The following is an 11,423-nucleotide window of genomic DNA, read 5'->3' as shown; positions in this document are numbered from 1 at the left end:
GGTGAACGGCATCGGGCCGATTACTGCGCGCACGGACGGCGAGTTCGAGTGCAAACACGGCGATACCGTCTTCATCACGCCCGATGACACCAAGATCCACAGGTTCGATGAAAAGGGTAAGGCGATATCGGCCTGAGCCTCACGCCTCTCCTATTCTGACGCCATTCCTGTCGAAGACATGCAGCTTTTCCTGCGGGAAATCGACCCGCAGGGACTTGCCCGGCTGCAACAATGCCCGGTCTGAAGAAAACAGCTTGAACGGCAATCCATGCACGGTGAGGTGCAGGATAACGCCGAGGCCGGTCGGCTCGACCAGATCGACCGTCGCTTCCACACCGCCTTCAACCGGCGCGACGGTCACATGTTCCGGGCGGATACCGAGCGTGACCGGTTCGCCATCGGCCAGCTTCACATCGCGGCCAAGCGCCAGACGCGTGCCGTCACCCAGCACGACGAAACTGCCGCCATTCTCCTGCACGAGCCGTCCTTCGAGGAAATTCATGCCGGGCGAACCGATGAAGCCAGCGACGAAAAGATTGGCGGGACGATCATAAAGATCGAGTGGCGCGCCGATCTGCTGCACATGGCCGGCATTCATGGCGACGATACGTGAGGCAAGCGTCATCGCCTCGATCTGGTCGTGGGTGACGTAAACCGAGGTAGCACCAAGATCGGCATGCATGCGTTTGATTTCGGCACGCATCTGCTCGCGCAACCGCGCATCGAGGTTGGACAGCGGCTCATCGAACAGGAAGGCCTTTGGCTGGCGCACGATGGCGCGGCCCATGGCGACGCGCTGGCGCTGGCCACCGGAGAGCGCCTTCGGGCGGCGGGCGAGATAGGGATCGAGGCCGAGTTTTGCCGAAGCACCGGCGACCGCCGCCGCGATGCTTTCCTTCGGGCTGCGGCGCAGGCGCAGGCTATAGCTCATATTGTCGGCAACGCTCATATGCGGATAGAGCGCATAGGACTGGAACACCATGGCAATATCCCGATCCTTCGGCCGACGATCATTGACACGTTCACCGTCAATGGACAGGTCGCCGGACGTTATCTCTTCAAGGCCTGCGATCATACGCAGCAGCGTCGATTTTCCGCAACCGGATGGACCGACAAGGACGATGAACTCACCATCCCTGATATCAAGATCGACGCCATGCAGCACGGCGAGGTCGCCATAGGTCTTGCCGACATTCTTCAGCTCGATGGAAGCCATGGGATTATCCTTTCACCGCGCCGGCCGTGAGGCCCTGCACGAGATAACGTTGAATGAGCAGGAAGAAGAGGCAGGCCGGAATGAGCGCCAGAACGCCCGCCGCCATCATCTGCCCGAAATCGACGGAGAATTTCGAAACGAAGGTCAGAAGGCCAACCGGGAAAGTGGCGCTCTGGTTGCCGGAAATCAGCATCAGCGCAAACAGAAGCTCGCTCCACGCGGCGGTGAAGACGAAACCAAGCGTCGCGGCAATGCCCGGAAGCGTCAGCGGCAGGATGATCTGGCGGAAGGCCGTAAACCGGCTTGCCCCGTCGATCATCGCCGCCTCTTCCAGGTCCTTCGGAATGCCATCGAAGAACGACTGCATCAGGAAGGTGGCGAAGGGCACGTTGAAGGCTGTATAGACGATGACGAGGCCCGTCAGGCTATTGGTGAGTCCCAGCGGCGACAGCATCTTGAAGATCGGCGCGACCAGCATGACCAGCGGAAACATCTGGGTGATCAGCATTAGCGCCACGATCCAGTATTTGCCCTTGAAACGAAAGCGTGACAGCGCGTAACCCGATAGCGAGGAGAGTATCGTTACGGCAATTGCCGTGGAGCCCGCGACGATGACACTGTTCTTAAAAAACGTCGGGAAGGCACTGTTTTCTATGACGAAACGATAATGATCCCATGTCGCCCGCGACGGCCACATCCTCACACCTTCGCTATAGAGCAGATCATTTGGCGTGACGGAAACCTTCAGCAGCCAGAAGAGTGGGAACAGTGCGAAGGCGATATAGGCGAGGATCGCCAGACGATGGGCAAGGGTGAGAAATATCCTTGATGTCATCGGTCAGTCCTTCTCGATCAGGCGCTGGCGCAGCAGCACGATCAGCATGGAATAGGCAAGCAGCAGCACCAGCAGCACCAGCGCAATCGCCGAGGCGTAACCGAAGTCCAGACGCTTGAAGGCCTGCGTGAAGATGTAGCTGGCGACGATCTGCGTGCGGTCGGCCGGCCCGCCATTGGTCATGACGATGATGAGATCGGCAAAATTGGCGATCCAGACGGTGCGCAGCAGAATGGTGATGGCGATGGTGGGCGCCAGAAACGGCAGGGTGATGGAGGTGAAACGCTGCAGCGGGTTTGCCCCGTCGATTTCCGCCGCCTCATAAAGATCGCGCGGGATGGCCTGAAGTGCCGCAAGCAAAGTGATGGCAAAGAAGGGAATGCCCCACCAGACATTGGCGATGATCGGCCCCCACATGGCAAGCTGCGGATCGGCGAGGATATTGTTAGGCGCGGATAACAGCCCGAGCGAGACCATCCAGTGCGGTAGCGGCCCGATGACCGGATTGAACAGCCACGCCCAGTTGAGACCGGCAAGGAAGGTGGGCACGGCCCATGGCAGGAATACCAGCGCCTGCGCCAGCCCCCTGCCCGCAAAGGGTTTATCGAGCAGCAGCGCCAGAATGAGGCCGAAGAAGAATTGCAGGAAAACCGAAGCGCCTGTCCACCACAGCGTGTTTTTCAGCGCCCGGTAAAAGGCCGCATCCTGCGACAGCGCCTCCAGATGTTTGAGGCCAACGAAACCCCCGGAAAATGGATTGAGCAGCTGCACATCGCGAAAGGCATAGGAGAGGCCAAGCACCAGCGGCACCAGCATAACGGCGACGATGAGCACCAGCACGGGCGCGCTGTAAAGCCACGGTTCGGCCCAATCGGCAAACCGCCGCATCGCGGGCTTGCCAGCCGGTTTGCGCGCAGCCACCGGCCCGGCGCCATGGGCATAGGACATTGTATCGCTCCCTGATCGGACGACGGAACGGACGGGTTTTCCAGCCTATCGGCTTACCGATCCAAAAATTTCTATGAAAAGGCCTGTCGCAGCGAAGGCCGGCAAGACCGCCGCACGGGCATGTGCGCCCGCACGGCCGGTCAATGTCGTTACTTCGAGGCCAGGAACTTCTGCTGCGCCTTGGTCATGTAATCAGCCCATTGCTTGGCAAGGTCTTCCGGCGTGATATCGCCGAGCAGCGCTTCCTGCGACGTCTTGATCACAAGCGAATCCTTGAAGAAGGCGAATTCCTCGAGATAGGTCGGCATCGTCGTCGGCACGGCGTTCTTGTCGGCCAGCTCGTCGAACCAGCCCTTGAACTGCTCGCTGGCATAGAAGGGGTCCTTCTCCGCCGACTTGTGCACCGGCAGCGCCCCGGTCTTCTTGTTCCACTCGATATTGCCTTCCGGCCCTTCGAGCGTCTCGATCAGCTTCCAGGAAAGGTCCTTGTTTTCGGATTTCGACATCATCGACCAGCCAGCAAAACCGATCGTCGGGAAGGTCTTGCCGTCAGGTCCCTTCGGCATGGTCATGACGCCGAAATCTTCCGGCTTCATGCGCTGGGCAATGGCGATCAGCGCATCCGGGTCCTGATCGAGGAAAGCGCAGGTGCCGGAATAGAAGCCGGCAACGATTTCGTTGAAGCCCCAGTTGACGCTGTCCTTCGGCGCCAGTCCGTTCTTGTAGAGATCGATCACATAGGTCAGGCCCTTCACCCAGCCGGGGCTGTCGAAGGTGGAGGTGCCATCCTTGGTGAAGAACTCGTTCGAACCGGCCATGGAGGCGCCGAACATGACCCAGCCGTTGAGGCCGCCCGGGCCGCCGCGAAGGCAATAGCCATATTTGCCGGGAAGGGCCGCGACCTTCTTCGAGGCGTCGGCGAATTCGTCGAGCGTCTTCGGCGGCTCCTTCACGCCTGCCTGTTCCAGCAGTTTCTTATTGTAGAACATGGCGCGGAGATAGAAGCCGTAGGGCAGCATATAGGCCGTGTTCTTTACGTCGCGACCGAGTTCGAGCGTGCGCTCGCTGAGCCCTGCCGTGTGTTCCCATTTGGCGAGGTAGGGCTCAAGGCTTTCGAGCATGCCGTTATTGGCGTAGAGCGACAGCCAGGTATCAGGCATTTCCATCACATCGGGAATATCGCCCGCAGAGACCATGGTGGCGAATTTCTGGAAAGCCTCGCTCCATGGAAGCGAGATGATTTCAACCTTGGTGCCGGGATTGGCCGCTTCGAATTTCGAAACGATGCCTTTCAGCGTTTCGGTGCGTTCCGGGCTGGTGATGACTTCCACCAGCTTCAAGGTCGTGTCCGCCAGCGCCGTTCCGGTCATCAGGGCGGTGAAGATTGCTGCTGTTACCAGTTTTTTCATGTCGTTCTCCCCTTTTTTGTCGTCAGTTTAAAAATGCGTCAGGCGGCGGTAGCCGCCTTGATCGCGGGTTCGAGATCGTTCCAGAGGGCTTCCGTGCCCTCCAGCCCGACATGCAGGCGCACCGAACGCGCGCTGATGCCGAAGGTGTGGGCGGAGTTTGGCTGCGCCTTCTGTTCAAGCACCACTTCGCCGGGGACGATCAGGCTTTCATGCCCGCCCCAGGAAACACCCAGTTTGAAAAGCTTCAGCCGGTCGGCAAAAGCGCGCACATCCACGCCTTCCTTGAAAATGAAGGAAAACAGGCCCGACGTGCCGTTGAGACCCGGCGGCAGGCGGTTCGCCAGCCCGGGATGGCAGACGGTTTCCACGACGTCGAGCGCGTGAAGACGCGTTGCGATATCCAAAGCCGAGGCCTGATGCGCCTTCATGCGCAGTGGCAGGGTGCGAAGCCCGCGAATGAGCAGCCAGGCATCAAAAGGCGACATCTTGCCGCCGAGATAGGGATAGGTTTCCGCCCGGATGCGATCAATCATCGCCTTCGAACCGGCCACCACGCCGGAGACCACATCGCTATGGCCGCCAAGATATTTCGATGCCGAATGCACGACGAGATCGACACCCAGCGAAATCGGCTGCTGGAAGACCGGGCTTGCCCAGGAATTGTCGATGACGGTGACGGCGCCATGCCGCTTGCCAATGGCGGCGAGCGCGCCGACATCATGCGCCTCCATCACCCAGCTCGTCGGGCTTTCCATGTAGAACAGCTTTGCGCCCGGCATCGCCTTTTCAACCGCCGCCTCATCGCGGCCGTCAACATAGGTCACCTCGATATTCATGCGCTGCATGAAGGTGCCGAACAGGCGGAACGCATCGGGATAGACATGGCGCACGGCGACGATCCGGTCGCCCGGCGAAACGAAGGAGAGCACGGTGGAGGAAATGGCGGACATGCCGCTCGCAAAACCGAGTGCATCTTCGGCACCTTCCAGCTTCGCCAGCATCTCCTCGAACAGCCGCACGGTGGGGTTCAGCCCGCGCGTATAGACCGGCCGCACCTTTTCGCCGCGATAGGTGGAGACCATCTCGTCATAGCTGGAAAAGGTGAAAAGCGAGGTCTGCACGATGGGCGGCACCACGGCCTCGAAGGCGTGGGCCTCATCATGAGCGACGATCAAAGAGGCGGGATCGAAGAGATCGTTGCCTTGGTTCATTTCGACATGTCCTTGATATCCTCCTCGACGACGGCGAGGATTTTCAGTGTTTCTTCACGCGCACCGGCCGCATCGCCGGCGGCGATGGCGTTGAATAGCGTGCGGTGAAAGGGGAAGGAGCGGCCGGCGAAATCCGGGCGGTCGAAGGGTTTCGACCAGAAACGTTCGAAACCTTCGCGCATCTGCTCCAGAAGCTGCTTGAACAGCGTATTGTGGGTGGCGTCGTAAATCGACAGATGGAAGGCGAGATCGGCCTTGCCGGAGGTGCCTTCGGCCAGATGCACCCGCTCCATCTCATCGAGCCGCGCTTCCATTGTGGCGATATCCTCCGGCGTGCGGCGGCGGGCAGCGGCCATGGAGGCTTCCACCTCGATGCCGCGCCGTACCTCCAGCGTCATCAGCAGCGCGTCGCGCAGGCTTTCGGCGTCGATGGAAATCGGCATGTGGACGGTGGCGGCGGAGATCGGCTTCAGCAGATAATTGCCGCTGCCCTTGCGGCTGTCGATAACGCCGAGCGCCTGAAACTTGCGGATGACTTCACGGATGGTGGACCGGCCGACGCCCAGCGCCGCCATCAGTTCCCGCTCCGCCGGCAGCCGGTCTCCCGCCTTCAGCCCCGCCCGCTCCACATAGTCGGAAAGCGCAGCCTCCACCTGGCGCACGCGGTCGCTCGGCGGAATTGGCTGCATGAGTTCCCGGCTGGACCTGTCCAAGACGCACCCTCTAAATTGGTCTGACATCTTACCATTTCAAACGGGATGTCGATTGTCAACCGGCAAGGCGGCCGTGCCTGCACACCATTCGGCTGAAGTCCCGAAAGAGTACCGGCGCGACCGCTCGATACGGAAAAAGGTCAAGACGGGATGGCTGAAGTGAAGAGGTTGAAGCGCCGAATCACGGCGACTGATGGCCGCCGGCTAAATCGCCGTCGCGCGGGCCACTCCCCGAGCCAAAGCATCGGCATGCTCGTTGCCGACAGTGCCGGAATGCCCTTTGCACCATTCTACAACCACATGGGGATGCCGCTCCAGCAGGCTGTCGAGCTGCTGCCAGATGTCCCTGTCGGGGATCGGTCTTCGGCGGGTACGCTGGTTGGGCGTGATCCGCTTCCAGCCGTTGTTGCGCCAGATCGCCCTGTATCGGCGGCAGCCTTCGATAACATGAACGGCATCCGTCCAGAGCGTGACAGCCCGTGTTGGCGCCTCGGCGGCGATCCAGGATAGTGCGTTGAGAACAGCGAGGACCTCGAACGTATTGTTCGATGTGCCGACAGTCCTGCCTGAAGCGGAATGGACTTGGTGGCCCGCTTCATGAACCACGAACGCCCATCCTCCGGAGCTGGAAGCATCGTCGAAGGAACCGTCGGTGAAGATGTGAAGCGCATCGGACATGAGGAGGCTTTTTAGCACCGATATGGAAATCGCTAAAGGAAGAGTTCCAGGGCCATGGCATAAACACAAAAGCAGAGAGGGCGGCACAGGCCACCCTCCCCGAACTCACAGCGATATGGTCGAACTTACTGGCCGAGCACAGCCGCCGTGATCGTCTCGATATTGTGGTTGATCATGTCGATATAGGTTGCAGCCGGGCCGTCGGCAGTCGAAAGCGCGTCGGAATAGAGCGTGCCGCCAACCTTCAGGCCGGTTTCGCTGGCAATCTGGTCGATCAACCGCTTGTCGGTGATGTTTTCGACGAAGATCGCCGAGGCCTTGTCGTGCTTTACCTGATCCACCAGCTTGGCGACATCGGCGGCCGAGGCTTCGGATTCCGTCGATACGCCTTCAGGTGCGAGGAAATTCAGGCCATAGGCATGCTCGAAATAACCGAAGGCGTCATGCGAGGTGATGATGACGCGCTTTTCCGGCGGGATGGCGGCGATCTCGGTCTTCACCTTCTCGTTCAGAGCGGCAAGCTTGGCGATATAGGCGTCCGAATTGGCGGTGTAGGTCGCGCAACCGGCCTTGTCGACCTCACAAAAGGCGCCGGCAATGTTCTTCACGTAGATTTCGGCGTTCTTGATCGACTGCCAGGCATGCGGGTCGAACTCGCCGTGATGGTGATGTCCCTCATGGCCGTGGTCGTGATCATGGGCCTCGGCGGTCTGATGGCTGTGGCCAGCTTCCTCTGCCTTGTGGTCGTGACCTTCCTCTTCCTCGGCTTCCGGATGGGCGTGACCGGCCGGCTCTTCGGAAAGCTTGAGCGGCTCCACACCCTTGGTCAGCTCCACCACCGGTGCCTTGGTGCCGCTGGTGTCGATCAGCCGTTTCAGGAAGCCTTCGAATTCCAGACCGTTGACCAGCACCACATCCGCCTTGCTGACGGCGACGGCATCGGCCGGGCGGGGTTCATAGACATGGGCATCGCCATCCGGCCCGACCAGCGTGGTGATTTCAACGCGGTCGCCGCCGACGTTCTTCGCAAAATCGGCGATGATCGAGAAACTGGCAACGACCTTGAGTTCGGCGGCGGACGCCTGCGCCATCAGAACCGGGGAGAGGGAAAGAAGGCTGGCGCAGGTGGCTAAGCGGAAGGTTTTGAACATTGGATTCTCCTGTTTCAAAGGCTGTTTTCAGGCCGCGCGGTGGCGGCCGGAACCGAGAAGATCGATGAGCACGCCGCGCGTGCCGAAGAGGATGGAGAGCACATAGACGGCGCCCGCCGAAAGGATGATCGCCGGGCCCGATGGCAGCGACGCGTGATAGGACAGGACAAGACCCGCAAAGCAGGACACCATGCCGATGCCGATGGAAATGAAGCACATGGGCGCGACGCGGTTTGACCAGAAGCGGCTGGCGGCAGCCGGCAGCATCATCAGCCCGACTGAAAGCAGCGTTCCCAGCGCCTGAAAGCCACCCACGAGATTGAGCACGACGATGCCGAGGAAGAGGAAATGCACCGGGCTGCCCCATCTGCTGACCGAGCGCAGGAAGAGCGGATCGAGGCATTCCGCCACGAGCGCCCTCCAGAAGGTGATCATCACCGCAAGCGTAATGACACAGATGCCGCCGATCAGTCCGAGCGCCTCATTGTTCAGCGCCAGCACCGTGCCGAACAGAACGTGCATCAGGTCGACGCTGGAGCCACGCCATGAGACGAGCAGCACGCCGAGCGCCAGCGAAATCAGATAAAGCGCGGCGAGAGAGGCGTCCTCCTTCTGAACGGTGAAACGCGACACCGCGCCGGCCCCCAGCGCGACCACGAGGCCAACGACGAGCCCGCCAATCGTCATCGGCAGAATGTCCAGCCCATAAAACAGAAAGCCGACAGCAGCGCCCGGCAGGATGGCGTGCGACATGGCATCGCCGGTCAGGCTCATGCGGCGCAGCATCAGAAAAACCCCGACGGGACCGCAGCTGACCGCGAGGATCAGCGCACCGGCAAGCGCACGCTGCATGAAGACATACTGGATGAAAGGATCGATGAAGATATCAGCCATGGCTATTCGAATTCGCGTGGAAGTGGGCGTGGGCGTGCGGCGGCGCCGCCGGATCCGGAGGGAGCGGAGGGGAAGCCGGCGCGCACCAAGGCGCGTTCGCCTCCCACGCCTCATGGAAATGTCGGGCCTGACGAAGATTCTCCGCCTGCAGGACTTCAGCCGTTGGACCAAGCCCGACCAGCCTTCGCGCCAGGAAAAGCGTCTGGGGAAAATGCTGCTGCACGAGCTGGTGATCGTGAAGTACGGCCATAACGGTGCGCCCTTGCGCCACCCATGCCTTGATCAGCACCAGCAGGTCGGTCACCGTCCGCTCATCGACGGCATTGAAGGGCTCATCGAGCAGAATGAGCTGCGCATCCTGCAGCATGGCCCGGGCAAAAAGGGCACGCTGCATCTGGCCACCCGAGAGGGAGTCGATATTTCGCCTTTCAAAACCGGACAGTCCGACCGCTTTCAGCGCTTGGTCGATCGCCGTCCGATCTTCGGAACGGTGTCGTCCGAGCAGGCCGCGTCTCGGCCAGAGACCGAGGGCCACAAGGTCTCGTACTTGAGCGGGAAAGGACCGGTCCAGCTCCGACTGTTGCGGCAGATAGGCGACGGAGATCGCCGGACTAACCCGACATTCGCCGCCAAGCGGCTTCAAAATGCCGGCAATGCCTTTCATCAACGTGGATTTTCCCGAGCCGTTGGCGCCGATAACGGCGGTAAGCGAGCCGCGGGCAATACTACCATTGAGATGGTGCACCGCCGCCCGGCCGGCATATCCAAGGGTCAGATTTGAGAAGATAAGGCACGGATCGTTCATCGATCCCTCCGGAAGTAGGATGTCATTCGATGACCCTTGATATGTAATGTTATTACATTCGTCAAACGAATATGTAATGAAATAACATTTACTGGTGGAGGCGGGACTAGCACGCTGTCCCCTCCGGGGGTAGGCCGTTGCTGGCAAACGGCGAATTATTCATCCGGACGCGTAACCACCACGCTCATGCCGAAAGCAATTTCTCCCTTACCTGTTGACACGCTCCATATACGTAATGTTATTACGTTACATAAGGTAACTGTGAGCCCCACGCCGGATCGTTTCCCGATGCCCCCGACGTGTCCGCCGAGGTCCACTCGAAACACGTTTTTACAGAACGAGGTCCAAATGTCGAAAAAACTACCCGTCACCGTGCTTTCCGGCTTTTTAGGCGCTGGCAAGACGACGCTTCTGAACCACATTCTCGCCAATCGCGATGGTTTGCGCGTGGCCTTGATCGTCAACGACATGAGCGAGATCAATATCGATGCGGCGCTGGTTCGTGACGGCGGGGCCAATCTCTCCCGAACCGAAGAGCAATTGGTGGAAATGACCAATGGCTGCATCTGTTGCACCCTGCGTGACGATCTTCTCAAGGAAGTGCGGGCGCTGGCGGAGCAGGACCGTTTCGACTATCTGCTGATCGAATCGACCGGCATCGCCGAGCCGCTTCCCGTCGCCGCGACGTTCGATTTCCGCGACGAGAATGGTCACAGCCTTTCCGATGTTGCCCGGCTCGACACGATGGTGACGGTGGTGGACGCCGCCAATCTTCTCAACGATTACGGTTCGTCCGATTTTCTGGCCGACCGGGGCGAAACGGCGGGCGATGGCGACAACCGCACCATCGTCGATCTTCTGGTGGAGCAGATCGAATTTGCCGATGTCGTCGTGCTCAACAAGATCGGCGCTGCAACGCCAGAGGAGCGGGATGCCGCCCGCAAGATCATCATCGGGCTGAACCCCGATGCAAAACTCATCGAGGCCGATTTCGGCAAGGTGGCGCTGAAGGAGGTTCTGGGCACTGGCCGCTTCGATTTCGCCAGGGCCGAACAACACCCTCTCTGGTTCAAGGAATTGCATGGTTTCAAGGACCACATTCCCGAAACCGAGGAATATGGCATTCGCTCTTTCGTCTATCGTACCAAAAAGCCTTTCGACCCCGTGCTGTTCCAGCGTTTCATCGATCGCGCCTGGCCGGGGGTCGTGCGCGCCAAGGGTTTTTTCTGGCTGGCGACGCGGCCGCGTTATGTGGGAGAGATCAGCCAGGCCGGCGCCCTGGTTCGCACCGGCAAGATGGGTCTCTGGTGGTCCGCCGTGCCGAAAGAGCAATGGCCGCGCGAAAAGCAGTTCCTTGATATGATGAAGCCCTATCTCGACCCGGTCTTCGGCGACCGCCGGCAGGAAATCGTCTTCATAGGTTCCGATCCAATGAATGAAGCCCGCATCCGCGCCCAGCTCGATGCCTGCCTGATCGACACGGATGCCTTCACGCCCGATGCCTGGCGGCACCTGCCCGATCCTTTCGCCAGCTGGGACCGGCAGGCAGCTTGATCGGTAGCT

The 11,423-nt window shown here is 60.2% G+C and carries 11 protein-coding genes and 1 pseudogene; 2 read left to right on the top strand and 10 right to left on the bottom strand.

What is annotated here, in order from left to right:
* Positions 1–136: pseudogene (locus BTE54_RS25250) on the top strand (sugar ABC transporter ATP-binding protein); the annotation flags it as partial.
* A 3-nt stretch (positions 137–139) separates the two neighbouring features.
* On the opposite strand, the gene ugpC reads toward BTE54_RS25250, so the two are convergent.
* The 10 genes from ugpC to aztA form a co-directional block, all read right to left on the bottom strand.
* The gene (ugpC, locus tag BTE54_RS11065) at positions 140–1,216 is read right to left on the bottom strand and encodes a sn-glycerol-3-phosphate ABC transporter ATP-binding protein UgpC (protein ID WP_078052484.1); all 1,077 of its coding nucleotides are present in this window, start codon (positions 1,214–1,216) and stop codon (positions 140–142) included.
* A 4-nt stretch (positions 1,217–1,220) separates the two neighbouring features.
* Positions 1,221–2,051: a carbohydrate ABC transporter permease gene (locus BTE54_RS11060; protein ID WP_035228147.1), complete on the bottom strand. Its 831-nt coding sequence runs from the start codon at positions 2,049–2,051 to the stop codon at positions 1,221–1,223.
* Between the two features lie 3 nt (positions 2,052–2,054).
* Positions 2,055–2,999 carry a sugar ABC transporter permease gene (locus tag BTE54_RS11055; RefSeq protein ID WP_143240709.1) on the bottom strand — a complete coding sequence of 315 codons (945 nt, stop codon included), beginning with the start codon at positions 2,997–2,999 and terminating at the stop codon, positions 2,055–2,057.
* A gap of 149 nt (positions 3,000–3,148) precedes the next feature.
* Positions 3,149–4,408, bottom strand: a complete 1,260-nt coding sequence (locus tag BTE54_RS11050; RefSeq protein WP_078052483.1) for a sugar ABC transporter substrate-binding protein — start codon at positions 4,406–4,408, stop codon at positions 3,149–3,151.
* Between the two features lie 38 nt (positions 4,409–4,446).
* Positions 4,447–5,619 (bottom strand): PLP-dependent transferase, encoded by a 1,173-nt coding sequence (locus BTE54_RS11045; protein WP_078052482.1) that lies wholly within the window; start codon positions 5,617–5,619, stop codon positions 4,447–4,449.
* Positions 5,616–6,308, bottom strand: a complete 693-nt coding sequence (locus tag BTE54_RS11040; RefSeq protein ID WP_059757227.1) for a FadR/GntR family transcriptional regulator — start codon at positions 6,306–6,308, stop codon at positions 5,616–5,618. Before BTE54_RS11040 ends, BTE54_RS11045 begins: the two co-directional genes overlap by 4 nt.
* Positions 6,309–6,536: 228 nt before the next feature.
* Positions 6,537–7,010, bottom strand: coding sequence for a ribonuclease HI (locus BTE54_RS11035; protein ID WP_078052480.1), 474 nt, complete (start codon positions 7,008–7,010; stop codon positions 6,537–6,539).
* A gap of 125 nt (positions 7,011–7,135) precedes the next feature.
* Positions 7,136–8,161 (bottom strand): zinc ABC transporter substrate-binding protein AztC, encoded by a 1,026-nt coding sequence (aztC, locus tag BTE54_RS11030; RefSeq protein ID WP_078052479.1) that lies wholly within the window; start codon positions 8,159–8,161, stop codon positions 7,136–7,138.
* A gap of 27 nt (positions 8,162–8,188) precedes the next feature.
* Positions 8,189–9,055: a zinc ABC transporter permease AztB gene (aztB, locus tag BTE54_RS11025; protein ID WP_078052478.1), complete on the bottom strand. Its 867-nt coding sequence runs from the start codon at positions 9,053–9,055 to the stop codon at positions 8,189–8,191.
* Positions 9,048–9,860, bottom strand: coding sequence for a zinc ABC transporter ATP-binding protein AztA (gene aztA / locus BTE54_RS11020; RefSeq protein ID WP_078052477.1), 813 nt, complete (start codon positions 9,858–9,860; stop codon positions 9,048–9,050). Before aztA ends, aztB begins: the two co-directional genes overlap by 8 nt.
* Positions 9,861–10,208: 348 nt before the next feature.
* Here aztA and zigA point away from each other — a divergent pair, with 348 nt between their 5' ends.
* Positions 10,209–11,414, top strand: a complete 1,206-nt coding sequence (gene zigA, locus BTE54_RS11015; protein WP_078052476.1) for a zinc metallochaperone GTPase ZigA — start codon at positions 10,209–10,211, stop codon at positions 11,412–11,414.
* The last annotated feature ends 9 nt before the right edge of the window (positions 11,415–11,423 follow it).

The organism is Agrobacterium sp. YIC 4121 (assembly GCF_002008205.1).
GTDB lineage: Bacteria > Pseudomonadota > Alphaproteobacteria > Rhizobiales > Rhizobiaceae > Agrobacterium > Agrobacterium leguminum.
Note: the sequence above shows the minus strand (reverse complement) of the source record. Positions and strands in the feature narration are given on the sequence as shown.

What these genes read in the sequence shown, in the direction of transcription:
- ugpC (WP_078052484.1), bottom strand. Translation starts at nt 1,216, where the DNA reads ATGGCTTCCATCGAGCTGAAGAATGTCGGCAAGACCTATGGCGACCTC.
- BTE54_RS11060 (WP_035228147.1), bottom strand. Translation starts at nt 2,051, where the DNA reads ATGACATCAAGGATATTTCTCACCCTTGCCCATCGTCTGGCGATCCTC.
- BTE54_RS11055 (WP_143240709.1), bottom strand. Translation starts at nt 2,999, where the DNA reads ATGTCCTATGCCCATGGCGCCGGGCCGGTGGCTGCGCGCAAACCGGCT.
- BTE54_RS11050 (WP_078052483.1), bottom strand. Translation starts at nt 4,408, where the DNA reads ATGAAAAAACTGGTAACAGCAGCAATCTTCACCGCCCTGATGACCGGA.
- BTE54_RS11045 (WP_078052482.1), bottom strand. Translation starts at nt 5,619, where the DNA reads ATGAACCAAGGCAACGATCTCTTCGATCCCGCCTCTTTGATCGTCGCT.
- BTE54_RS11040 (WP_059757227.1), bottom strand. Translation starts at nt 6,308, where the DNA reads ATGCAGCCAATTCCGCCGAGCGACCGCGTGCGCCAGGTGGAGGCTGCG.
- BTE54_RS11035 (WP_078052480.1), bottom strand. Translation starts at nt 7,010, where the DNA reads ATGTCCGATGCGCTTCACATCTTCACCGACGGTTCCTTCGACGATGCT.
- aztC (WP_078052479.1), bottom strand. Translation starts at nt 8,161, where the DNA reads ATGTTCAAAACCTTCCGCTTAGCCACCTGCGCCAGCCTTCTTTCCCTC.
- aztB (WP_078052478.1), bottom strand. Translation starts at nt 9,055, where the DNA reads ATGGCTGATATCTTCATCGATCCTTTCATCCAGTATGTCTTCATGCAG.
- aztA (WP_078052477.1), bottom strand. Translation starts at nt 9,860, where the DNA reads ATGAACGATCCGTGCCTTATCTTCTCAAATCTGACCCTTGGATATGCC.
- zigA (WP_078052476.1), top strand. Translation starts at nt 10,209, where the DNA reads ATGTCGAAAAAACTACCCGTCACCGTGCTTTCCGGCTTTTTAGGCGCT.